This is a genomic window from Hwangdonia seohaensis (genome assembly GCF_031932625.1).
Taxonomy (GTDB): Bacteria; Bacteroidota; Bacteroidia; order Flavobacteriales; family Flavobacteriaceae; genus Hwangdonia; species Hwangdonia seohaensis.
Window position 1 is genome coordinate 504713 of the sequence record NZ_JAVSCK010000003.1, and the last position, 24276, is coordinate 528988.

A 24276-nucleotide genomic window follows, 5' to 3' on the forward strand; every position below is an offset into this window, starting at 1 on the left:
TATAAATCTATAAAGTATTACTTTCATTGCCCTAATTATTTTGTATGATTAAAGCACATAACGTTCATAAATATTACAACGATTTACACGTCCTTAAAGGTGTTGATATTCATGTGAAAAAAGGCGAAATCGTCTCTATTGTCGGTGCTTCTGGAGCAGGAAAAACCACCTTGTTGCAACTGTTGGGCACCTTAGATCGCGCTTCGGAAAAAGAAGATTTCAATATCACCATTAACAATACCGATATTAATACGCTAAACGATAAAGCCTTGGCAAAGTTTAGGAACGAGCATATTGGATTTATCTTTCAGTTTCATCAATTATTACCAGAGTTTACAGCTTTGGAAAACGTGTGCTTACCGGCATTTATAAAAGGCACCAAAAAAACAGAAGCTGAAAAACGCGCCAAAGAACTATTGGATTTTTTAGGCTTATCGCATCGTCAGGATCATAAACCAAACGAATTGTCTGGTGGTGAGCAACAACGGGTTGCCGTGGCTAGGGCTTTAATAAATAACCCCGATTTAATTTTTGCCGACGAGCCTTCTGGAAACCTGGACAGCGAATCGGCCGAAACCTTACACAGCCTGTTTTTTAAACTCCGCGAAGAGTTTGGGCAAACCTTTGTAATTGTTACACACAATGAAGAACTGGCAAATCTCGCCGATAGAAAACTCACGATGGTTGACGGGAAAATAATCAACAACTAAACTTAGATAATTTAAGCAATAAAAAAGGGCTCATAAATGTTTATGAGCCCTTTTGCTTACTTATGTGTTTTAATAATTAATTTCCTAAAGGATATGTTTGGCCCAAAATGGTTATGGTTGAATTGGTATAATTCAATTTAATATCATTTATTTCGGCCACATCAATATCAAGAATACCAGATTTTATACTTCTTGGCAACAGCACAAAATGCAAGGATTCTTCAACAGTCAGTGCATACGGAATGCCTTTGGAGCTTGTTCCAGATTGTGTACCATCTAGCATATATTCATCGTCCCAAATATTAAAGGGTGTATCGGAACCTGCTACCCAAGTTCTGGTAGAATTTTCGATGTAATTTACAGACGCGCCATTTTCTGCTGTGATTTTTCCGTTTTCGATGGTCACACTGTATTCTAAATGATCATCTTGATTTTTACCTAAATTTTTAACGTGGTGCGTGCCTTCAACCTTAAAGCCTTCATGGTAATAATCTGCAAAGGTTGTAGTGTGCTCACTATCTGGTTTGCCGTACCAATCGGTTGAAACAATAATGGCTTTACCTTTACGTGTAATGCCATCTTTACACAATACGCCTGATTGATAATCAATCGTAATGGTTTTAGGAAATGTAGTAAAATCTAATGGTTCAACAGTAATTATCGGGCTGTCGCCATTTTTGGTTTTACTCGATTTGGAAGTGGTCGAACTTTCCGAACTTAAAACAGCATCGCCACTGTTATTGCCTACATCCTGAAAAACTTTGTTTACAATGGCATACTCGGTTAAAACTTCAATAGCAGATGCGGAGGCATCAATTGGTTTTAATTCATCATCTTGACAGCTCATAAAAAGCAGTACAAGAATTGGGGCTAAAATTTTTCTCATAATATTTATTTTATTTGCTAATTAACGTTTTAAATTAAAATTTTAGTACAACTGGGCTATAAATTTTGTAATTTGAAGTTGATTTGTGTATTTCATCGATATTTTTTTAAATATTGTAAGTTTTTAACTTCGAATTATATTAAAGAAAATGCTCGGTTAAAATATAAACAGTGGAAATTATTCAGAAGCTCTAAATAACAATTGCTAGAATATCTTTCGATTATTTGAAGCTTTTTAGCAAACAAACCATTAAAACAAAACCAGATTATTTGGTGTTATTCTTTATCCTTTTTTTTGGATTCGTTAGCATTTGATATTACATGTAAATCCATTTGAGGAAAAGGTATAGAGATATTGTTTTTGGCAAATTCCCGACTAATAGTTCTGCGTATATCGCTTTTCACTTTACTTATCCGAAATATATTTTGACTGAAAAACAAAACTTGAAAATCCAATGATGAACTGCCAAAATTCACCAATCGCGCTTCTGTTGTTTCACGGTCAGGTATATCGGGATGTTCAAAAGCACTTTCTTCCATAATTTTTATAACCAAATCAATATCACTTCCATAAGCAACACCAACATCAATTCTAAAGCGCGTTTTCATGGTTTGATGGCTCCAGTTTATAACCTTATTGGTTGTGATTAATGAATTTGGAATAATTATAGAGACGTGGTCGGTATTTAGTGCTTTGGATGTTCGCAAACCAATACTTTGTATCTTAACGATATCGCCATCAATGTCCAAAACGTCATCTATTTTTATAGATTGTTCGGAAAGTAAAATTATTCCGGATATAATATCGTTGAATGTTTGCTGCAAACCTAAGCCAATACCAACTAGTAAAGCCGCAGAACCGGCCAGTAATACGGTAACCTTAACACCAACGGTTTCCAGAATAAGCCCGATTGCAATTATCCATATAAAATATCTAATAATTTGAAGTAGGGCATAAGCACTCCCTTTGGTGAGTTTTTTAAATTGACGTTTGCGAAAAAGCGCTTTTTTGATGACCAAAATGATGAGTTTGGAAACCAGAAAAATCATTAAAACGGTCACTAATGTAAACACCTCTATACTGTTTTTTCCTATACGGATAAGCTCAAGGTCTAAAAAATCTTTTAATGTTTCCATGTTGTTCTTTTACTGTCGCTCAGCGATTTGGATATGTTTCAATAATTTATATAAATCGTTTAGCTAAGTTAGTTTTTTTAACTTATAATTTCAATAACTCACTATTTATTTTATGACTAAACTTATTTAGATTACTTACTTTTACCCTCAAAATTTACTTCTTGAAAAAAGCAGAACTCAAAGAATTTTTAGACGCTAAAGTTATTCAGTACAATAACCCACAGTTTATTGAAAGCGACCCCATTCAAATTCCACATCAATTCCATAAAAAAGAAGATATTGAAATTGCCGGTTTTTTAACGGCGACCATTGCTTGGGGAAACCGTAAAAGCATAATTAACAATGCCAAGCGTTTGATGGAATTATTGGATAATGCGCCTTACGATTTTGTTTTAAATCACCGAGAAACCGATTTGGAAAAACTTCAACCTTTTGTGCACCGAACCTTTAATGGAAATGATTGTATTCAGTTTATAAAGAGTCTTAGGCATGTATATTTAAATCACTCGGGTTTGGAGTCTTTGTTCTCAAAGCATGCCGAAACCGATTCGCTTCAAAAATCCATTTCAAATTTTAAGTCTGTTTTTTTTGAAATTGAACATTTGCAGCGTACCCAAAAACATGTGAGCGATCCACTTAAAAATTCCGCCGCAAAACGCATTAATATGTTTTTAAGGTGGATGGTGCGCAACGACAACACCGGTGTAGATTTTGGTATTTGGAAAAGCTTGTTGCCTAGTCAGTTATCTTGTCCTTTAGATGTGCATTCCGGAAATGTAGCTCGAAAATTAGGCCTTTTAAAACGCAAACAAAATGATGCCAAAGCACTTTTGGAACTCGATTTGGCATTGCGAAAATTGGATGCAAACGACCCGGTAAAATACGATTTCGCCTTATTTGGGTTAGGTGTTTTTGAGGGTTTTTAATTGTGGTTTTCGCTACCGTGATTCCGTCGTTTTTAGTGTCGGATTCCATAAAAATGATCAGCTCTTCAAGCTTTACAATTGTTGCCGGAGTGGGACCGATTTCAACCATAGTTTTAGCTGCTATTTTTTTAAATGAAACTTTATCATTGCTTCAGCTATTTGGCGCTTTATTGGTAATTATTGGCATCTTATTGGTGTCTTTTAAAAAAGGAAACAATCTGTAGTTCAACGTTCTCAACAAAAACAATTTTTTATTGTTAATTACTTTGTGATATCGCTGTTTTATATTATAATTGGTTGTGTTATATTAGCGTCCTATCATTAAATTTTGCTCTATTTTATGGCTGTACAATCCAATTATACCGAAGACAATATACGTTCACTAGACTGGAAAGAACATATCCGTATGCGCCCAGGTATGTATATTGGGAAATTGGGTGATGGCTCGTCGCCAGACGATGGCATATACATCCTTTTAAAAGAAGTGCTCGACAACTCCATTGACGAGTATGTTATGGGCGCGGGCAAAACCATCGAAATTTCCATTCAAGGCACCAAGGTAACGGTGCGCGATTACGGTCGTGGCATCCCGTTGGGTAAAGTGGTCGATGTGGTTTCAAAAATGAATACCGGCGGTAAATACGACTCCAAGGCCTTTAAAAAATCGGTAGGTTTAAATGGTGTTGGTACCAAAGCCGTAAATGCGCTGTCGTCGTTTTTTAGAGTAGAATCTACGCGCGATAGTAAAAGCGCTTCCGCGGAATTTGAGCAGGGTAATTTGGTAACCAAGGATTTATTGGAAGATACGTCGCGCAGAAAAGGTACAAAAGTATCGTTCGTTCCTGATGAAGCCATCTTTAAAAATTATAAATACAGAAACGAGTATATCATTAAAATGCTGAAAAACTATGTGTATTTAAACCCCGGTTTAACCATAGTTTTTAATGGCGAAAAATATTTTAGCGAAAACGGTTTAAAGGATTTGTTAAGCGAAAATATTAATGAATCCGATAGGTTATATCCCATTATCCATTTACGTGGCGATGATATCGAAATTGCTTTAACACACAGTAAAACACAATATAGCGAAGAGTACCACAGTTTTGTAAACGGACAAAACACCACCCAGGGCGGTACCCATTTAAATGCCTTTAGAGAAGCTGTAGTTAAAACCATTCGTGAGTATTATGGCAAAAATTTTGATGCCTCCGACATTAGGAAATCGGTAGTCAGTGCCATTGCCATAAAAGTTATGGAGCCTGTTTTCGAGAGTCAGACCAAAACCAAATTGGGTTCCACCGATATGGGTGGCGATTTACCAACGGTGCGTACGTACATCAACGATTTTGTAAAAACGCATTTAGATAATTTTCTACATAAAAACCCGGATACGGCTGAGAAAATACAGCGTAAAATTTTACAGGCCGAACGCGAGCGCAAGGAATTATCGGGCATTAGAAAATTAGCCAAAGACAGAGCAAAAAAAGCAAGTCTTCACAATAAAAAATTACGCGATTGCCGTGTGCACTTTGGAGATACCAAAAACGAAAGAAACCTTGAAACCACTTTGTTTATAACCGAGGGCGATTCCGCTTCGGGAAGTATTACAAAATCGCGCGATGTGAATACACAAGCCGTTTTCAGTTTAAAGGGAAAACCACTAAACTGCTACGGATTAAGTAAAAAAATAGTTTACGAAAACGAAGAATTCAATCTGCTTCAGGCTGCTTTAAACATTGAAGAATCTTTAGAAGATTTACGCTATAATAATGTGGTAATTGCTACCGATGCCGATGTTGATGGGATGCATATTCGGTTGTTGCTTATAACATTCTTTCTTCAGTTTTTCCCTGAAGTCATCAAAGAAGGGCATTTGTATATTTTGCAAACCCCATTATTTAGGGTGCGCAATAAAAAGGAAACCATTTACTGCTATTCTGAAGAAGAACGAAGAGATGCCATTGAAAAATTAAAACCAAAACCGGAAATCACACGATTTAAAGGATTGGGTGAAATCTCGCCCGATGAGTTTAAGCATTTTATTGGCGATGATATTCGTTTAGACCCCATTATGTTGGACGATAATATGTCTATTGAAGATTTGTTGTCTTTCTACATGGGTAAAAACACACCGGATCGACAAGAGTTTATTATTGATAATTTGAAAGTAGAATTGGATTTAATTGAAGAAGAGAAAGCCTAACACAGCATGATAGAAGAAGAAAACGACGATTTAAACAACATAAATAAAGAACAAAACGATGCCCCCCAAGAAACCATTACCCGAATTACGGGTATGTACAAAGATTGGTTTTTAGATTATGCCTCGTATGTCATATTAGAACGAGCCGTACCTGCTATTGAAGACGGTTTTAAGCCCGTGCAGCGCCGTATTATGCATTCCATGAAAGATTTGGATGACGGGCGCTACAATAAAGTGGCGAACATAGTTGGTCATACCATGCAATACCACCCACACGGTGATGCCAGTATTGCCGATGCCATGGTGCAAATCGGTCAAAAAGATTTGTTAATTGATACCCAAGGAAACTGGGGAAACATTCTCACGGGCGATAGGGCAGCGGCATCGCGTTATATTGAAGCGCGTATCTCAAAGTTTGGTCTCGATGTTGTTTTCAATCCTAAAATCACCGAATGGCAGGCCAGTTATGATGGCAGACGAAAAGAGCCCGTAAACCTTCCGGTTATGTTTCCGTTGTTGTTGGCACAGGGTGGCGAAGGTATTGCGGTAGGTTTATCCACTAAAATATTACCACATAATTTTATCGAGCTTATTGAAGCTTCCATAAAACATTTACAAGGCAAGCGATTTACCATTCTACCAGATTTTCCAACGGCTGGAATTGCCGATTTTTCAAATTATAACGATGGTTTGCGCGGAGGCAAGGTGCGTGTTCGTGCAAAAATATCGCAAGTAGATAAAAATACTTTGGCCATTACCGAAATTCCTTTTGGCACTACCACATCAACGTTGATAGATTCCATTTTAAAAGCCAACGATAAAGGTAAAATCAAGGTTAAAAAGATTGAAGATAACACCGCAGCCGAAGTGGAAATATTAATCCATCTTCCGTCAGGATTATCGCCAGATAAAACCATTGATGCCCTATATGCGTTTACCAGCTGCGAGTCGTCAATTTCGCCATTAGGTTGTGTTATTGAAGATAATAAGCCTTTGTTTGTAGGCGTTACGGAAATGTTACGGCGTTCGACCGATAACACCGTTCAGCTTTTAAAGCAAGAATTGGAAATCAAATTAAACGAGTTTGAAGAGCAATGGCATTTCGCATCGTTAGAACGTATTTTTATCGAAAACAGGATTTACCGCGATATTGAAGAAGAAGAAACATGGGAAGGTGTTATTTCTGCTATCGATAAAGGCCTTCAACCTCATATAAAACATTTAAAACGTGCCATTACTGAAGACGATATTGTGCGTTTAACCGAAATACGAATCAAGCGTATTTCAAAATTCGATATCGATAAAGCGCAGCAAAAAATTGATGCTTTAGAAGATCAAATAGCGCAGATAAAACATCATTTGGCAAATCTAATTGATTATGCTATCGCTTATTTTAAGCGACTTAAAAAAGATTACGGCGAAGGGCGCGAACGCAAAACCGAAATCAGAACGTTTGATGATGTCGATGCTACCAAAGTGGTTATCCGGAACACCAAACTTTATGTAAATAGGGAAGAAGGTTTTATTGGAACCTCGTTGCGCAAAAACGAATATGTTGGCGATTGCAGCGATATCGACGATATTATTGTGTTTACCAAAGAAGGCAAAATGATGGTTACCAAAGTGGACACTAAAACCTTTATTGGTAAAGACATCATTCATGTGGCGGTGTTTAAAAAGAAGGACAAGCGCACCATTTACAATATGATTTATCGCGATGGAAAAGGTGGACCATCATACATAAAACGATTTGCCGTAACCAGTATTACACGCGACAAAGAGTACGATTTAACCAACGGAAACAAAGGGTCGATGCTTTACTATTTTTCGGCAAATCCTAATGGCGAAGCCGAAGTGGTTACCGTTAATTTGCGACAAGCGGGCAGTATAAAAAAACTAAAATGGGATATCGATTTTGCAGATATTCTTATAAAAGGGCGCACATCAAAAGGGAATTTGGTAACTAAATATTCCGTGAAGCGTGTGGAGTTGAAAGAGAAAGGTGTATCAACCTTAAAACCTCGCAAAATTTGGTTTGATGATGCCGTACAACGCTTAAATGTTGATGGAAGAGGTGAATTGGTGGGCGAGTTTAGAGGCGAAGACAAGTTATTAGTCATCAATCAATCGGGAATGGTAAAAACGGTAACACCGGAAGTTACCATGCATTTTGATGACGATATGATTGTTATGGAAAAATGGGTGCCTAAAAAGCCTATATCGGCCATTTATTTTAATGGTGAAAAAGAATTGTATTATGTAAAGCGCTTTTTAATTGAAAATGAAGGCAAAGAAGAATCGTTTATTTCTGAGCACCCCAATTCGCAGCTGGAAATAGTTTCTACCGATTGGAAGCCTATGGCTGAAATTGTATTTGCCAAAGAGCGCGGAAAAGACAGAAAAGAAAATGTTGAAATTAACCTTGAAGAGTTTATTGCGGTTAAGGGGATAAATGCTTTGGGGAACCAATTGACAAAAGACAAGGTCAATCAAATTAATTTGTTGGATCCTATTCCTTTTGAAGCACCAAAAGAAAAGCATGCCGATGAGATTGAAGTTGTGGACGAAATGGAAGTTTCGGCAAATAGTTCGGAAGATAAAAAAACAAGTAATATATCAAAGTCAAGCGATAAATCCCATGAATCGGACACAGATGATGAAGGGCAAATAACATTGTTTTAAAAAGGATATAATTTTAAATTAAAAAAGCACATGAAAATTTTCATGTGCTTTTTTGTTTTAGTTGATTAATAAATGCTATTCATATTTTATGGCATTTACGGGGTCTGAATTTGCAGCTAAATAAGCTTGAGAGCTTACGGTAATTAAGGCTATAATTAATGCTAAAAATGTTGCAAAAAAGTAGGGTAGTAACGGCATATCAATTTGATATGAGAAGTTTGTTAACCAATTTTTTGCTAGCAAATAGGTAATAGGCCATGCGAAAATATTAGCAATAAGAACAAGTTTTATAAAATCTTTGGTAAGCATTTGCATAATCTGCGGCACCGAAGCCCCTAAAACTTTACGAATGCCAATTTCTTTGGTGCGTTGTTCGGCAGTATAAGATGCTAAGCCATATAAACCCATTGCCGAAATAATTATGGCTAGAATAGTTAAAAACAAAAACATGGTTCCAAAATTCTCTTGCTGTCTTAATAATGCACCAAATTTTTGATCTAAAAAAGTATACCTAAAGGGATGCGAAGGTTCTAATTTGTTCCACTCATTTTCAATATAATCTATGGTGGCATTCATATCATTTTTTGCGATTTTAAAAGACGCAAACCATACATTATTTGTAATAGCCAATACCATTGGGCGAATAGGTTGGTTAAACCCTTCAATATGAAAATCTTTAACAATGCCAATAACATTTCCGTATTCAGCTGTTCCGTCCAAATTCATATTCCCGATACGACGTCCTACGGCATTTTCAATATTAAAACTTTTAACGGCGGTTTCATTTAAGATGTAGTATGGCACAGAATCAGATTCTTTTTCTCTATCAAATTTTCGTCCTTCTAATAATTCTACACCTAACGTTTTAAAATAATCATAGTCAACTTCCATATTCCACAACGGTAATTGTTCTTCACTTCCTTCTAAAGCAAATTGATTTTGATTAGGTGTGTCTCCGGGATAATATGATGCTCTTGTAACGCTTAGAACATTACTGTTCTTTAGAAAGACATCTTTATAGTTTCTAAAGTTTTCAGTCATAGCATCAGTTTGAATTGGAACAACAATGACTTGATCGCCTTTAAAACCAATGTCCTTATTATGTAAAAATGAAATTTGTTTAAATATAATTATCATCCCAATAATTAAAATAGTGGATGCTGTAAATTGAGTAATTACAAGCACTTTTCTTAATAATGCACCACCTTTGGTTTTTGTAAGATCGCCTTTTAATACGGCAATGGGTTGAAATGCCGATAAGAAGAATGCTGGATAACTTCCTGCAAATAAACCATAAACTAAAGTTACTAAAAGTGCAAATAAAATGGTTTTACCAATATATTCATTAAAGAGTGTAATATTGGTTTCCATGATATTGTTAAAACCCGGAAGAAATAACTCAACCAAAATAAAGGCTAAAAATAGTGCTATAAAACTTTGGATAACGGACTCTGTTAAAAACTGAATAATTAACATTTTTCTTGATGCACCCGTTACCTTTCTCACGCCAACTTCTTTGGCGCGTTTACCAGATCTGGCAGTAGACAAGTTCATAAAGTTTATTCCGGCAATTAGAATGACCAATAAAGCAATGCCAATAAAAACATAAATGTAAATAATGTTCCCGTTTTGTTGAATTTCCCAATCTTTTTGGGAGTATAAATGAATGTCTTTTAAAGGCATCAATTGATATTCAAAAGCATTGCCTTGGGCCATAAATTCCTCTACGGTAATTTTCATAAATTGCTCAACATCGGGCTCTATTTTCTTCATAAAGTTACGCCTCATTTCGGTTTGAAACGCATTAAAATTTGCACCTTCCTTAAGTTTTACATAAGTATAGTTATTATTACTCATCCAAACATTGCGGATGGTATTTTGAGCCATAAACATATTAAACTGAAAATGGGCATGCCCTTGGGGTTCTTTTACAATACCTCTAACAATAAAATCCCTTCTATTGTCGTAATTAACTACTTCACCCAAAGGGTTTTTGTCGCCAAATAATTTACGAGCACTTTCTTCTGTTAATACAATAGCGTTTTCTTCTTTAAGAGCTGTGTCCGGACTACCGTGAACAAATTCATAATTAAAAACCTTAAAAAAGGTACTATCGGCTTCAACGCCATTTTGAATGTATACCTTAGTTTGCTCATGGCGCATTAAAATTTCTTGATTTATGGTATGTATCCTTGTGGCATTTTCTACATCTGTAAATTCAGTTCTTAAAGCATTTGCCATCGGGCTTGGAGATACCGGAGCGTCCATTTTTTGTCCCATCAAATCGGCTTTTATGCCTGTGCGGTAAATGCGCTCGTAGCCATCCCAATGTTTTTCATAACTCGTTTCGTCTTTAATAAATAAGAACACAAGAATAGTTACCGTAAGCCCCAATGCTAACCCAAGAATGTTAATTAGGGCATAAATTCTATTTTTATTTAAGCTTCTAAAAGCAACTTTTATATAATTTTTAAGCATGATTTTTTTATTTTAAAATTATATAACAGCCTGTGTGAGCTTGCTTTTATTTTCAGATACAATCTGCCCATCGAGTAAATTGATTATGCGCTCGGAATAACTAGCATCATGAGGCGAGTGTGTTACCATTACTATGGTTGTTCCGGCTTCGTGCAATTCGCATAATAACTCCATAACTTCGTTACCGTGCGAGCTGTCTAAATTCCCAGTTGGCTCATCGGCTAAAATTAGTGGTGGTCTTGTAATTAAAGCCCTGGCAACGGCAACACGTTGTTGCTGACCGCCAGATAATTGTTGTGGAAAATGTGATGCTCTGTGCGAAATCCCGATTTTTTCTATCAACGCATTTACTCTTTGTTTGCGCTCTGATGCTGGTACTTTATTATAAAGTAAAGGAAGTTCTATGTTTTCAAAAACGGTTAATTCATCGATTAGATTAAAGTTTTGAAAGATGAAACCAATATTTTTTTTACGAATATTTGAACGTCCTTTTTCGTTCAAATGAGAAACTTCTTCGCCTAAAAATTGGTAACTGCCGCTTTCTGGCTTATCAAGTAATCCTAAAATATTTAAAAGTGTAGACTTGCCACAACCCGATGGCCCCATAACGGAAACAAATTCGCCCTTTTTTATTTCGAATGAGACTTCATTTAATGCCGTAGATTCTATTTCGTCCGTTCGGTAAACTTTGGTTAATTGATTTAGTTTGATCATGATTTTTGATTTAATTGATTTTGATTGATTCATAATTTTTGAAGTCGTCATAAGATGATGAAATAAATTCATCACCTACACTTAGTCCTTCCAATACTTGATAATAACTTGGGTTTTGGCTGCCTAATTTTATATAGCGTTTTGTGGCTCCTCCTTTGCCATTAAGCACATAAACATATTGTCCGCCAGAAGATTGAAAATAACTTCCTCTAGGAATCATAATGGATTTTTGTGCTTTGGATAATTCCAATCTTACTTGAAGTGATTGCCCAATAGTAATGGCTTTTGGTGGCGTATTTACAAAAATCAATTCAATTTCAAAACGTCTGTTCGCAACTTCGGGAAGCACTTTTTTTACTTTCAAATCTATTAGTTCGCCATCAAACGAAAAACGCGCTAATTGCCCCGGTTTTACAGTGCTCAAGTAGTACTCGTCTACTTGCCCTTTTACTTTAAATCCGGACTGAACATCTATTTTTGCAACCGTTTGGTTCCTTCCATAAGATTCGCCAATTACCGGGTCGAATGATGATAACATACCAGTCACCGGTGCGCGAACCAGCATTTTATCAATATTGTCGTGTATCATTTCTAAATTGCGTTGCATCATCGCAATAGATTGATTAATTTGCTGAATTTGAACTTTATTATCCGCTCTGCTTTTTTTAACATTACTGGCCACCAAATTGCGTTTGTTTTTTAAATATTTATACGATTCTTTTCTATCGATAAAATCATTTTTTGCAACAATGTCTTTTTGATACAAAATAGAATCTACTTTGTAATTGCGCTCAATATCTGCTAAATTATTTTCGCTATCAATAAGCGATTCTGTTAAAACACGTTGATCTTTTTCAAGTGATAATTTTAAATTTCTAAGATTGTTTATTTGCTCTACAATAGCCGTTTCCTGATTCATGTAACCAAGCGTAACCGAAGGATTGCTTAAGCGCAATAAAGGTGTTCCTTTATCAACTGCAATACCATCTTCAATAAATATTTCCTCTACAGTGCCACCTTCCAAAGTGTTTACCAAAACCAAATTAATGGGCTCTACATCGGCATCAATTAAAATCATATCTTGAAAATCACCTTCGATAACTTTTTTTACAGAAATTTTTGAAGCATCTACTTTATACGTTTTTTTATTAATGGCTTTAAACCCGAAAAAGACTAGAATTAAAAATACAGCTATACCTGCGATATACAGCCTTTTTGTATGATTCCATCTCTTTTTTTCGACTCTTTTGTCCATACCAATTTGTTTCATAACTTATAAATTAAATCAGAATTGAAAATGCTAAGTCTATTATTAATACAACGATTTCTATAAATAAGGCTATCATGATTTATTGGGTTTTAAAGTTGTTAGTCATTATGATTTTTAAAATTTTCATAACAGATTCGTTTTTTGATTGATGAATTTTGAATTGATATATTCAATCCTAATGCCAAATATTTTTTTAATGCAAATAACTGATAATCAATTAGTTAATTTTTTATACTTCACTTTAAGTGTTCATTTTCGAACATTTAATTGTTCGTTATTGAACATTTTGTACATTAGTAAAAATCTTATTGAAAGTTTAAAATGACAAAAAATATAGCAACTATTTTAATTATTGATGATGATGAAGATGTATTGCTCTCTGCCAAATTATTGTTGAAAAAACATTATACCAATATAATTATTCGTAATAATCCTAAGGAAATCAATCAAATACTTTCTAAAGAACACATCGATGTCATTGTGTTGGATATGAATTACAGAATAGGTTTTAATGATGGAAAAGAGGGCATGTATTGGCTAAAACATATCGTGGGTATTAAGCCGGAAATGGTTGTTGTTTTAATGACGGCTTATGGGGAAGTTGAATTAGCTGTTGATGCCATTAAAAATGGAGCATTCGATTTTATATTAAAACCATGGACCAACGAAAAGTTTTTGGCAACCATTCATGCCGGTTTAGAGTTAAGTAAATCCAATCAGAAAGTGTCAATTTTAAAGCATACCAATAAAACGTTATTAAAAAATGATGCCAAAAAATTTGGGCCCATCATAGGCAAATCTTCAGCAATGATGAAAGTTTTGGATGTTATTGAAAAAGTAAGCCATACCGATGCCCATGTTCTAATATTAGGCGAAAATGGTACAGGAAAACAGCATTTGGCAAGAGAAATACACCGACAATCTTCAAATAATGAAGGCTCATTTATTCATGTAGATTTAGGGGCTTTATCCGAATCTCTTTTTGAAAGCGAGCTATTTGGGCATAAAAAAGGAGCATTTACAGATGCCTTAGAAGATAAACCCGGACGTTTTGAAATGGCAGAAAACGGGACTCTCTTTTTGGATGAAATAGGGAATCTCCCTTATAATTTACAATCAAAATTATTAACAGTATTACAGGATAAGAAAGTATCGAGATTGGGTGAAGGCATAGAAAGACCCTTTAATGCAAGATTGTTATTTGCTACCAATGCACCACTACATCAGTGGGTTTTAGAAGGTAAATTTAGACAGGATTTATTATTCAGAATAAATACGGTTGAGATTGAAATTCCACCATTGCGAAAAAGACCAGAAGATATTTCAGAATTTGTTAGTTATTATTTAAAAGTGTTTAAGGAAAAATATCATAAATCGCATTTAACAATTACTGACGAAGCACTAAATACACTTAAATCGCATAAATGGCCCGGAAATATTCGAGAAATTCAGCACACTATCGAGCGAGGTGTAATCATGTCTGATGATGATGTAATAACACCTTCAGATTTTAATTTGAGTGCTATTGATACAAATAAAATGACTGATATCGCTGTTTATGATAATTTGAATTTACAAGACATTGAAAAGTTGCTCGTGCAAAAAGCAATGCATAAACATGAAGGGAATATATCCAAGGCCGCTAAAGAATTAGGGTTAACCAGAGCTGCACTTTATAGACGATTGGAAAAGTTTAATTTGTAATATTTTAGTATGATTAAACGATTTACACTTCAAGTTGTTATTCGCATTTTAGTAATTTTATTACTGTGTGTTTTGTTTTCGTTTTTTTTAATTAAGAGTTTTTGGTTTAGTACATGCGGTGTAGGTTTGTTAATTGTTTTACAGGTTTTTTTATTGATAAAGTATGTTAACAATACAAATTATTCGCTTGTAAAGTTTTTGTATGCTTTAAAAAACGAAGACTATTCGGTGTATTTTTCACCTTCAAAAAAAGGCGATTCGTTTGCCAAGGTTTTTGATGATTTTAACTTGATAATTAAAATTTTCAAGCAGAATAAAATTGAAAAAGAAGCCCAGTACAAATACTTCAAATACATATTAGAGCATGTAAATCTTGGGATTATTTCAATTAAAAAAGAAGATTTGCATCAACAGCAATCAAGTGAAGAAATCTTATTTCTGAATAAAGCGGCTAGTAACATACTTAAATTACCCAAACACAAATACTGGCATCGGTTGGCAAATCAAGTGCCCTGGTTGGTTTCTGAAATTAAAAAAATTGCCAATGGCGGAAAGGTTTTAGTAGATTTTGGAGGCGAAGATGAAATAAAGCAGTTATCATTAGAAGTGGTAGAAATACAATTGCTTAAAGAAGATTATTTAATAATTACATTTCAAGACATTCGATCGGAAATTGAACAAAAAGAAATTGAAGCATGGCATAATGTAATTCGAATTTTAGCCCATGAAATGCTTAATTCTTTCACGCCAGTTAGCTCTTTAGCTTCTACCATGAAATCTATTACTGAAGACGAAAACGGAAAACTTATAAATATAGGCAAGCTTGATAAAGAGGATATTTTGGATATTAATATGGCGGCCGCCACTATTAAAAAGCGCTCGGATGGATTATTGGCATTTGTAAAAGATTATCGTACAATTTCAAACATTCCAGTGCCTCAATTGCATAAAATTAATGTGAAAAGTTTTTTAGCCGGCATTCAATTATTTATGAAACCATTGATAGACGAAGCAAATATTAATTTATCTGTACAGCCAATGCCTGCAAATGCGACGATTTTTGCAGACACAAAGTTGATTGAACAGGTGTTAATCAATTTAATTAATAATAGTATTCATGCTTTAAACGGTGTTGAAATTCCAATAATAAAATTAAGTTGTGAGGTTAAAACCGATAAAACTTTAATTACGGTTTACGATAATGGAAAAGGTATCGAGGAACAGATAATCAACCAGGTTTTTATACCTTTTTACACGACAAAGAAAAATGGATCTGGGATTGGTTTAAGCCTTTCAAAAAACATTCTAAAAAAGCATAACGGCAATTTATTAGTTAATTCTGAATCCGGTAAATATACTGTGTTTACCTTAGTTTTTAACAGGTAATAACTCTTTGTTCAATTGTTTTATAATGTTGTTAACATCCGTTTCATAATCAAACCACAACGTCGTTTCATTTTTTTTAAACCATGTAAGTTGTCGTTTTGCAAATCGGCGGGTATTTTTTTTAACCTCGGAAATTGCGAAATCCAGAGGCCATTCACCATTTAGGTAATTAAAAAGTTCTTTGTAGCCAACCGTATTCAAGGCATTTAATGATTGATAAGGCAGCAAGGTTTTAACCTCATGTAATAAACCATTTTCCATCATTATATCAACGCGTTGGTTAATACGGTTGTAAATAATAGCTCTTTCGGCAGTGAGACCAACTGTAATGGTTTTAAAGTTTCGTTTGCTTTTTCCTTGGTTTAAAAAGGATGAATAAGGTTTACCCGAGCCCAAACAAATTTCTAAAGCGCGAATTACGCGATGCGGATTTTCAATGGCAATGGTGTTGAATGCTTTGGTGTCAAGTGCCTTTAATTGGTTTTGTAAATATTTTAAACCTTTTGTTTCCAAATCGTTGTTTAAACCCTGTCGGATTGTTTTATCAATTGCCGGAAATTCATCCAATCCTTTTGTAACGGCATCAACATACAAGCCCGAACCACCAACCATAATAACGACTTGTTTGGTTTCAAAAAGCATTTTTAATTTTTTAAGTGCATCTCTTTCAAAAGCGCCAACACTATAATTATCTTGTATGGATTTATGATGAATAAAGTGGTGTTTGGCCGCTGATAATTCCTCAGTTGAAGGTGCAGCCGTACCAATTTGCATTTCTTTAAAAAACTGCCTCGAATCTGCCGAAATAATATCCGTATTAAAATACTGAGCGAGTTTAATACTAAGTGCTGTTTTGCCTATTGCCGTTGGACCAACAATTGAAATTAAATAGTTACTCATGGTGTAATTTACAACCGCATTTATGGCAGTATTTGGCTTCGTCTTGATGCTTAACCGCTAAACAATTTACGCAACATTGTGAGTTAAGTTGAACTGGCATGGTTTTGTTTTGGGGCGTGTTTTCTTTTTCTTTCACAGATTTGTTTTGGCTGGTATATTCTGCCGATACAATACCTGTTGGCACCGCAATAATACCATAACCCAAAATCATAACAAAAGAGGCAATAAATTGCCCAAGTGGGGTTTGTGGAGTAATGTCTCCAAAGCCCACCGTTGTTAGGGTTACTATACACCAATAAACACTTTTTGGTATGTTAGAAAACCCGTTTTCTTCACCTTCAACCAAATACATAATAGTGCCCAAAATAATGGCAACAATTATAACGGCAAATAAGAACACCGATATTTTTGCTCTACTGGCTTTTAAAGCATTTAACAAATTATTTGATGCGCCTAAATAACGCGCCAGTTTCAATATTCTAAAAACCCGCAATAGCCTTAAAGCACGTAATGCGGCAAGGGCGTGTACACCTCCAATAATTAACGAAATGTATTTGGGTATGGTTGAAAGTAAATCTACAATACCATAAAAGCTAAAAATGTACTTTATCGGGCGCCTTACGGTTAATATTCTTGCGATATATTCGATGGTAAATAAAATGGTAATGATCCATTCTGAAATATTGAGGAAGTTATGGAAGTTTTCATCAATACTTTGAACGCTCTCCAGCATAACCAGTAAAATACTTGCGAGAATGGTTATTAGCAAAACTACATCAAACAGCTTGCCTTCGGGCGTGTCGGCTTCATAAATAATTTCATGAAGCTTTACTCGCCATTTATTTCTAGTGTATTTACTCATAAACTCAAAAGTAGTAAAAGATTTGCTATTTCTTCTTTAATAATATAAGCGAGTTGGTTTGTATATCTACAATTTTGCTCATAAACGCTTTTAAATACGGATAATATTCTGGTGGGTAAACTGCATCTTGAAAACTGATTTTTAACATGATATTAATTGCGTTACCACTCAAAATATTGGAAAAATGTACGGTTCCTTTATTGTTTGGTAAAGCAAAACTTGCATTTTCCGGTTTTTCCAACACGGTATAAGCATCACTAAAATTAAGCTTTAATATGTAATAATATGCGCCTTTGTATCCGAAATCGATGGGGTAGGTACGCTCTTGAAGTTTAAAAGGATTTTCTTTAAAAAACGCCGTAAAATAAGGGTTTAAATAAATGTTGTCTCCAGTTTCGTCCCAATTATATTCAATATTATAAGTTTCTAAAAAATCCGGATTTGTTTTTTCCTCGTTTGTTACCTTATGATTTGAAATTTCTATGTTTGGGTATCTGTCTTCTAAGTTTGTTACGTAAGCATCACTGTTTTGATGATATCTTTTTCTGTTGGCCAAAGCATGATAACCTGTTTGTTTAGAGTTTACAATACCTGTAATGTTATCGTTTTTATCCATATTCAGTTCTGCTCTAAATTGGATGGTCGATAATTTATTGGGTTTTAAATCTATCCACTCGCTTCCGTTTTTAAAATCCATTAATCGGCCGTAGTTATTCAAACACCTAAAGGGTATCTCGCCAAAGCTCAAATATTTGTCTGTAGCATCAAGTAGGTACGTTTTATCGTTAATAGTAGCTTGGACAATTAAATAGTTAAAATCTGAAATTACCGGATATATTTTAGTGGGAAACCCATTATCCCTTGTTGAAATTAAAACGGGATTAACATCAATATTGGCTTCTTTTAACAAGTTGTGCAACAAGATATTTATTGATGATACGTTGCCCGATTTATTTTTAATTAAATCTCTAACCGATACATCTGAAAATATTTTATAATCGCCGTTCCAAGTGTAATTTTCTTGAACATGTTTATAAATGGCATCGGCTTTTTTATAAGCGTCTTTTTCGGTAATAACGGAATGGCTTACAAAATCTTCTAAATTAAAGGATTTTGAGAGTTGCTTGCCAATATCTTTATCGGTTCTAAATTCCCTATCTGTGGTTTTCCATGTTTTGGTGTAATTATTTATTCTGCCATCAAATCCTTTAAATACTTTTAGCTCGTATTCAATCCGGGCTAAGTAATTATATTTACTGGTCATATAATCTTCTTCAATAAAAGCCGGAATATCTTTCATGGCATAAGAGGAAATGGTGCAATCGGCGTGGGAACCATTACCACCGTATAAACAATTTCGTTTTATTTTCTGATCGTTTTTAAACAATTTTTGGCCTCCAACTAATTTAATATTGTACTCGTAAATGGCAGGAATACTTGTGTTGTATTCGCTATAAAGCTTAGGAATATCGCTCTGAAAGCTCCAACCTTGATAATTAAACTTAAAAGGCGATTGCAGGGTGTAACTATAATTTATAACCGAACCCTCTTTAATATTTGGTAGCGTAAATTTTACCAATGTGAAATCGTCATTGTATTCTTCTTCAAAAATATGGGCGTCGCTTAATTTGGTGCTAGTCACTTTTCCGTCGACCAAATTATAAGTCGTAGCGATAATATTTTTTACTTTTTCTTTTCGGTCATCGCTTTTTTGTAAATAAATGGTAACATTGGCCTTATTAAAACCTTCGCGATTTAGTATTTTTATTTTGCGTTTTTCTTCGGTAACTAAAGAAAAATCGTTGTTATCAATATAACTGTTTCCGTATTCGTATAAAACCAAAGCATTTGCTGTCGAATCTTTTTCGTAAACATTTAGCTCTAAATCAGCACGAGTGACTTTTAACGTTTCTGAATTAAAATTGGTTTGAGCATAAATGGAAGTGTTTAAAAGCAGAAGTAGGAGTAGGGTAATTTTTTGCATGATGTATTAAAGCGTAATAATTTTTAACCGTTTATTTTTTCTGAGGTAACTTTGTATAATGTGTTGGGTGTCCCTATTGTTGGCCATAGGTGTAATGATGGATTCTAAAATCTCGATATTGTTTATTTGGTAATTCAAATTGAAATAGCCCAAACCTTTAAACACCCCATTTTCAATTAAGATGGCACTGCGTTCATCAACCGCTCGACCTTTATCGACAATAACCATGTTTTTATTGTTGTAACTGTTTTTATCAATTAACTCCTGTACACGTTTGTTGTAAATTTCGGCAGATTCTTTTTCAATACAGGCGCCATGGCAGGTTTTAATATCGTAGTTAAAGCAGCTGGTTTTGGTTTTGTAAAGTCCCGTTAATTTTTGGCAAAGGTTATAATCTTCAACCGCTTTTGTAATAAAACTTTTTCCGCTTTGGCGGTTGCTAAATGTGGTTATCGATTTTTTTCTTCCGTCGGCAACATCAATCTTTAAATTAATATAGCCGTTTTCATCCTTAAAACTATACAGGACATGAGTAAAAACGTTACGTCGTAAGGCCCTGTTATAAATGGGTTTGTTGTGTTTAATGGCTTCGCTTTCCTTTAGAAGCGCCACCAATTCGCTGCCCGTGGCTTCGTAAGTTACCGTGGCCACGTTTTGTTGTATTTTTTTTGATTTTTGATTGGTATTGGTAAAATGCTGATTGATGCGCTTTTTTATATTATTGCTTTTCCCGATGTAAATAATGTCGCCATTGGCTTTGTGGATATAGTAAACCCCTGTTTCTGAAGGCATTTGCTCTATAATATCGATGTGGCGAGGTTCTAATTGATGTTTGGGGTTTAAGCGAACGGATTGTTGGATGATGTTTTTTGAAGTGTCTTTCTCCAACAGTATTTTAAACAACTTAACCGTAGCCATGGCGTCGCCGGAAGCACGATGCCTGTCGGTAACCGGAATACCAAGCGAACGTACCAACTTGCCCAAACTATAAGAGCTTTGCCCGGGAATTAAATCTTTTGCCAATTCAACGGTGCAAAGGGTTTTACGCTCAAAATCGAAGCCGAGGCGTTTAAACTCAGTTTTTAAAATTCGGTTGTCAAACTTCGCATTATGCGCCACGATAATACAATCTTCGGTAATTTCAACAATACGTTTTGCCACTTCGTAAAACTTGGGAGCACTGCGTAACATGTTGCTATTTATACCTGTAAGGTTAACAACAAAGGGCTGTATCTCGCGTTCGGGATTGATGAGGCTTATAAATTGATCGACTATCTCGTGGCCATCGTATTTGTAGATCGCAATTTCGGTTATGCCCTCTTCGTTATACTTACCACCGGTAGTTTCTATGTCTAATATTGCGTAAATAGTGAGTTGTTATTTGTTGTTAAGCCGAAGTTCGTTAATTAAATTGCTACTGCAAACAGCGACCGCGATTGAAAACTAATTATAATTCCGTTCGCCAAATATACTACTTCCCACGCGAATCATATTACTGCCACAATCAATTGCCAATTGGTAATCGCCACTCATACCCATGCTTATAATTTTGAATTCTGAATTCTGAATTCTGAATTTATCAAAACTCGTTTTTAATAAAGTGAATTCTTTTTCTATTTGATTCATATCATCGGTAAACGTTGCCATTCCCATAACGCCAATAACTTTTATATGTTGTAATTCTGAAAAGGCATTGGATTGTAGAATTTCGGAAGCTTCGTCTGGCGACATTCCAAATTTAGAATCTTCTGAAGCAATTTTTATTTGAAGTAAACACGCTATTACTCTATCGTGTATTTTTCCTTGTTTGTTTATTTCCTTCAATAACTTAAGATTATCAACACCATGAATTAAACTAACAAACTCAGCCATGTGTTTTACCTTATTGCGCTGTACATGACCAATCATGTGCCACTCAACGTCTTTGGGCATGTCTTGATATTTGTCAACCATTTCCTGGATTTTGTTTTCTCCAAAAACGCGCTGACCTGCATTGTAGGCTTCCATTAAATCGCTAATGGGCTTGGTTTTAGAAACAGCAACCAAAGTGACGTGCTCAGGTATTGTTGATTTTAAATTTTTTAGGTTTTGTTGGATGCTCATTTATAAGGGTTTGTTGTTAAGTTGCTTGCTGTTAAGTTGTACATTCTAAACGACTTAACAGCTAACGAAATGCTTTTTTTAAATGATGTGGTGCATGCGACTTTTTACTTTAAAAACTGTTTGGCTACGTTTTCAGCCTTTCTGTTTTCAGAATAATCATAAAAACCTTCACCAGACTTTACACCCAATTTACCCGCTCGAACCATATTTACCAATAAAGGGCAAGGGGCGTATTTAGGGTTTTTAAAGCCTTCGTACATCACATTTAAAATGGAAAGACAAACATCTAAACCTATAAAATCGGCAAGTTGTAATGGTCCCATAGGGTGCGCCATACCAAGTTTCATAACGGTATCTATCTCTTCAACACCCGCAACGCCATTATATAAGGTTTCGATCGATTCATTAAGCATAGGCATTAATATGCGGTTGGCCACAAAACCTGGGTAGTCGTTAACCTCTGTTGGAGTTTTACCGAGCTTTCGGCTCATTTCCATAATGGTCTGGGTTACCGCATCGCTAGTGTTGTAACCACGGATAATTTCAACCAATTTCATAATGGGAACGGGATTCATAAAATGCATCCCAATAACCTTTTCCGGTCGTGAGGTTACCGCTGCGATTTGCGTTATGGAAATGGATGAGGTGTTTGTTGCCAAAATAGTTTCCTTTGGGCAGGCTTCATCTAATTGTTTGAAGATATTTAGTTTTAAATCTACGTTTTCGGTAGCCGCTTCAACCACAAGGTTAGCATTTTTAACACCTTCGGAAATATTTGTAAAGGTCGAAATATTTGACAGGGTATCGTTTTTATCGGCTTCGGTTATTTTTTCTTTGGCCACCATTCTGTCTAAATTTTTAGAAATGGTTGCCATACCTTTTTTGAGCGAATCTTCACTAATATCAATAAGTTGAACTTTAAATCCGCTTTGTGCAAAAGTGTGTGCAATACCATTTCCCATGGTTCCTGCTCCAATTACGGCGATGTTTTTCATATAAAGCTATTTTTCATTTCCGCGAAGGCGGAAATCTATTTTAATTTATATTCATTTTGTCTTGATACAAAACGAATCAAAAAATCATTTCAAAATTAGGAAATTGCTAAAGCACCATTCGCTTTCAGAATTTCGTGCTTAAAGCTTCGCTTTGCATCTTCATTCTTTCGCTCTTTATTTCTGAATTTTGATAATTCCGACTTTGTCGAAATTAGGGACTTGTATTTTTGCAATATTGTTTTTTAATTTTAATTACCTGTCTTTTAAAAACAATTAATTATTTGTGTTGCCACACGCAAAGCTTCGGTGCCATCGTGAAGGGTAACCACGGGTGTTGTGTTATTATTAATGGCATCGGCAAAGGCTTCCAACTCATCAAGAATGGCATTGTTGTTTTTAATTTCAGGGTTATCAAAATAGATTTGTTTTTTAATACCTTCGGCATTTTGAAGAATCATATCGAAATCGCCCGGGTTTTCTGGGGCATCTTTCATTTTAACCACCTCACATTTCTTTTCTAAAAAATCAACTGAAATATAAGCGTCCTTTTGAAAAAACCGTGCTTTACGCATATTTTTTAACGAAATCCTGCTTGCCGTTAAATTGGCCACACAGCCGTTTTCAAATTCTAAGCGTGCATTGGCAATATCGGGCGTATCGCTAATAACCGAAACGCCGCTTGCCGATATGGTTTTTACTTTAGATTTTACAACGCTTAAAATAATATCGATATCGTGAATCATTAAATCCAGCACCACGGGCACATCGGTACCACGCGGGTTAAATTCTGCCAACCGGTGCGTTTCAATAAACATGGGCGATTTAATGTCGTTTTTTACGGCGATAAATGCAGGGTTAAAACGCTCTACATGTCCCACTTGTCCCCGAATATTGTGCTCTGCTAAAAGTTCTCTAATATGCTCCGCTTCCTCAACGGTATTGGTAATTGGTTTTTCAATAAAAATATGCTTGCCTTTAGCAATGGCTTGTTTGGCACATTCGTAATGCGACAGTGTAGGTGTTACAATATCTACCATATCTACGGCATCGATAAGGGCTTCGATCGTATCGAAAAATTTATAGCCAAATTCGGCTTCTACTTTTTTTCCGTTTTCCGCATCGGCGTCATAAAACCCAACAAGTTTGTATTTATCCGATTGGTTAAGAAGTCTTAAATGAATTTTCCCCAGATGACCAGCACCTAGTACACCAGCTTTTAGCATATTATTACGTTTTCTACAAAAATAAGATATTTAACACAAGAAATTGATTATTTCCATCTAATTTTTTGCTTTATTGACACTTAAAAGAAATAGTGATTAAAATGGATTTAACTT

Annotated in this window: 19 protein-coding genes; 7 read left to right on the top strand and 12 right to left on the bottom strand. The window is 35.1% G+C overall.

The features are described 5' to 3' along the window. The first annotated feature begins 44 nt into the window (after nucleotides 1-44). Entirely contained in the window at nucleotides 45-710 is a 666-nt protein-coding gene (locus RNZ47_RS11265; protein WP_311940007.1) for an ABC transporter ATP-binding protein, read from the top strand. A 76-nt stretch (nucleotides 711-786) separates the two neighbouring features. Here the strand turns inward: RNZ47_RS11265 and RNZ47_RS11270 are convergent, their stop codons facing one another. Both RNZ47_RS11270 and RNZ47_RS11275 read right to left on the bottom strand, forming a co-directional pair. Next, entirely contained in the window at nucleotides 787-1596 is an 810-nt protein-coding gene (locus tag RNZ47_RS11270; RefSeq protein WP_311940009.1) for a hypothetical protein, read from the bottom strand. Between the two features lie 275 nt (nucleotides 1597-1871). Beyond that, entirely contained in the window at nucleotides 1872-2732 is an 861-nt protein-coding gene (locus tag RNZ47_RS11275; protein WP_311940011.1) for a mechanosensitive ion channel family protein, read from the bottom strand. Nucleotides 2733-2893: 161 nt separating this feature from the next. Here RNZ47_RS11275 and RNZ47_RS11280 point away from each other — a divergent pair, with 161 nt between their 5' ends. The 4 genes from RNZ47_RS11280 (at nucleotide 2894) to RNZ47_RS11295 (ending at nucleotide 8543) form a co-directional block, all read left to right on the top strand. Further along, a complete protein-coding gene (locus RNZ47_RS11280; protein ID WP_311940013.1) occupies nucleotides 2894-3658 on the top strand; it encodes a TIGR02757 family protein in 765 nt (254 codons plus the stop codon). A 2-nt stretch (nucleotides 3659-3660) separates the two neighbouring features. Beyond that, the gene (locus RNZ47_RS11285) at nucleotides 3661-3882 is read left to right on the top strand and encodes an EamA family transporter (RefSeq protein ID WP_311940015.1); all 222 of its coding nucleotides are present in this window, start codon (nucleotides 3661-3663) and stop codon (nucleotides 3880-3882) included. Between the two features lie 116 nt (nucleotides 3883-3998). Continuing rightward, entirely contained in the window at nucleotides 3999-5861 is a 1863-nt protein-coding gene (locus tag RNZ47_RS11290; RefSeq protein WP_311940017.1) for a DNA topoisomerase IV subunit B, read from the top strand. Between the two features lie 6 nt (nucleotides 5862-5867). Further along, nucleotides 5868-8543, top strand: coding sequence for a DNA gyrase/topoisomerase IV subunit A (locus tag RNZ47_RS11295; RefSeq protein ID WP_311940018.1), 2676 nt, complete (start codon nucleotides 5868-5870; stop codon nucleotides 8541-8543). A 75-nt stretch (nucleotides 8544-8618) separates the two neighbouring features. On the opposite strand, the gene RNZ47_RS11300 is transcribed toward RNZ47_RS11295, so the two are convergent. From RNZ47_RS11300 to RNZ47_RS11310, 3 genes are read right to left on the bottom strand one after another with little or no spacing between them, the layout of a single operon-like run. Continuing rightward, nucleotides 8619-11021 (bottom strand): ABC transporter permease, encoded by a 2403-nt coding sequence (locus RNZ47_RS11300; RefSeq protein WP_311940020.1) that lies wholly within the window; start codon nucleotides 11019-11021, stop codon nucleotides 8619-8621. Nucleotides 11022-11039: 18 nt separating this feature from the next. Beyond that, on the bottom strand, nucleotides 11040-11735 hold the full coding sequence (locus RNZ47_RS11305) for an ABC transporter ATP-binding protein (protein WP_311940022.1): 696 nt from the start codon (nucleotides 11733-11735) through the stop codon (nucleotides 11040-11042). A gap of 10 nt (nucleotides 11736-11745) precedes the next feature. Further along, nucleotides 11746-12990 (bottom strand): efflux RND transporter periplasmic adaptor subunit, encoded by a 1245-nt coding sequence (locus RNZ47_RS11310; protein WP_311940025.1) that lies wholly within the window; start codon nucleotides 12988-12990, stop codon nucleotides 11746-11748. A 336-nt stretch (nucleotides 12991-13326) separates the two neighbouring features. Between RNZ47_RS11310 and RNZ47_RS11315 the strand changes: the two genes are divergently transcribed. Beyond that, nucleotides 13327-14709: a sigma-54-dependent transcriptional regulator gene (locus tag RNZ47_RS11315; protein WP_311940026.1), complete on the top strand. Its 1383-nt coding sequence runs from the start codon at nucleotides 13327-13329 to the stop codon at nucleotides 14707-14709. Nucleotides 14710-14862: 153 nt separating this feature from the next. Next, nucleotides 14863-16095, top strand: coding sequence for a sensor histidine kinase (locus RNZ47_RS11320; protein WP_311940028.1), 1233 nt, complete (start codon nucleotides 14863-14865; stop codon nucleotides 16093-16095). Here the strand turns inward: RNZ47_RS11320 and miaA are convergent. From miaA to RNZ47_RS11355, 7 genes are all read right to left on the bottom strand, one after another. Next, nucleotides 16078-16995 carry a tRNA (adenosine(37)-N6)-dimethylallyltransferase MiaA gene (gene miaA, locus RNZ47_RS11325; protein ID WP_311940030.1) on the bottom strand — a complete coding sequence of 306 codons (918 nt, stop codon included), beginning with the start codon at nucleotides 16993-16995 and terminating at the stop codon, nucleotides 16078-16080. The two genes, RNZ47_RS11320 and miaA, sit on opposite strands and share 18 nt — an antisense overlap. After that, a complete protein-coding gene (locus RNZ47_RS11330; RefSeq protein ID WP_311940033.1) occupies nucleotides 16988-17857 on the bottom strand; it encodes an ion transporter in 870 nt (289 codons plus the stop codon). The genes miaA and RNZ47_RS11330 overlap by 8 nt, the downstream gene beginning before the upstream one ends. 25 nt (nucleotides 17858-17882) lie before the next feature. Beyond that, nucleotides 17883-19841: a DUF3858 domain-containing protein gene (locus RNZ47_RS11335; protein ID WP_311940035.1), complete on the bottom strand. Its 1959-nt coding sequence runs from the start codon at nucleotides 19839-19841 to the stop codon at nucleotides 17883-17885. A gap of 6 nt (nucleotides 19842-19847) precedes the next feature. Next, on the bottom strand, nucleotides 19848-21209 hold the full coding sequence (locus tag RNZ47_RS11340; RefSeq protein ID WP_311940578.1) for an exonuclease domain-containing protein: 1362 nt from the start codon (nucleotides 21207-21209) through the stop codon (nucleotides 19848-19850). Nucleotides 21210-21284: 75 nt separating this feature from the next. Further along, the gene (locus RNZ47_RS11345) at nucleotides 21285-21944 is read right to left on the bottom strand and encodes a YggS family pyridoxal phosphate-dependent enzyme (protein WP_311940037.1); all 660 of its coding nucleotides are present in this window, start codon (nucleotides 21942-21944) and stop codon (nucleotides 21285-21287) included. A gap of 104 nt (nucleotides 21945-22048) precedes the next feature. Then, complete coding sequence (locus RNZ47_RS11350; protein ID WP_311940038.1) at nucleotides 22049-22939, bottom strand: 3-hydroxybutyryl-CoA dehydrogenase; 891 nt, start codon at nucleotides 22937-22939, stop codon at nucleotides 22049-22051. A 263-nt stretch (nucleotides 22940-23202) separates the two neighbouring features. Beyond that, nucleotides 23203-24162: a Gfo/Idh/MocA family protein gene (locus tag RNZ47_RS11355; RefSeq protein WP_311940041.1), complete on the bottom strand. Its 960-nt coding sequence runs from the start codon at nucleotides 24160-24162 to the stop codon at nucleotides 23203-23205. Nucleotides 24163-24276 lie beyond the last annotated feature (114 nt).

What these genes read in the sequence shown, in the direction of transcription:
- RNZ47_RS11355 (WP_311940041.1), bottom strand. Translation starts at nt 24,162, where the DNA reads ATGCTAAAAGCTGGTGTACTAGGTGCTGGTCATCTGGGGAAAATTCAT.
- RNZ47_RS11265 (WP_311940007.1), top strand. Translation starts at nt 45, where the DNA reads ATGATTAAAGCACATAACGTTCATAAATATTACAACGATTTACACGTC.
- RNZ47_RS11275 (WP_311940011.1), bottom strand. Translation starts at nt 2,732, where the DNA reads ATGGAAACATTAAAAGATTTTTTAGACCTTGAGCTTATCCGTATAGGA.
- RNZ47_RS11350 (WP_311940038.1), bottom strand. Translation starts at nt 22,939, where the DNA reads ATGAAAAACATCGCCGTAATTGGAGCAGGAACCATGGGAAATGGTATT.
- RNZ47_RS11315 (WP_311940026.1), top strand. Translation starts at nt 13,327, where the DNA reads ATGACAAAAAATATAGCAACTATTTTAATTATTGATGATGATGAAGAT.
- RNZ47_RS11270 (WP_311940009.1), bottom strand. Translation starts at nt 1,596, where the DNA reads ATGAGAAAAATTTTAGCCCCAATTCTTGTACTGCTTTTTATGAGCTGT.
- RNZ47_RS11290 (WP_311940017.1), top strand. Translation starts at nt 3,999, where the DNA reads ATGGCTGTACAATCCAATTATACCGAAGACAATATACGTTCACTAGAC.
- miaA (WP_311940030.1), bottom strand. Translation starts at nt 16,995, where the DNA reads ATGAGTAACTATTTAATTTCAATTGTTGGTCCAACGGCAATAGGCAAA.
- RNZ47_RS11310 (WP_311940025.1), bottom strand. Translation starts at nt 12,990, where the DNA reads ATGGACAAAAGAGTCGAAAAAAAGAGATGGAATCATACAAAAAGGCTG.
- RNZ47_RS11305 (WP_311940022.1), bottom strand. Translation starts at nt 11,735, where the DNA reads ATGATCAAACTAAATCAATTAACCAAAGTTTACCGAACGGACGAAATA.
- RNZ47_RS11295 (WP_311940018.1), top strand. Translation starts at nt 5,868, where the DNA reads ATGATAGAAGAAGAAAACGACGATTTAAACAACATAAATAAAGAACAA.
- RNZ47_RS11345 (WP_311940037.1), bottom strand. Translation starts at nt 21,944, where the DNA reads ATGAGCATCCAACAAAACCTAAAAAATTTAAAATCAACAATACCTGAG.
- RNZ47_RS11330 (WP_311940033.1), bottom strand. Translation starts at nt 17,857, where the DNA reads ATGAGTAAATACACTAGAAATAAATGGCGAGTAAAGCTTCATGAAATT.
- RNZ47_RS11300 (WP_311940020.1), bottom strand. Translation starts at nt 11,021, where the DNA reads ATGCTTAAAAATTATATAAAAGTTGCTTTTAGAAGCTTAAATAAAAAT.
- RNZ47_RS11335 (WP_311940035.1), bottom strand. Translation starts at nt 19,841, where the DNA reads ATGCAAAAAATTACCCTACTCCTACTTCTGCTTTTAAACACTTCCATT.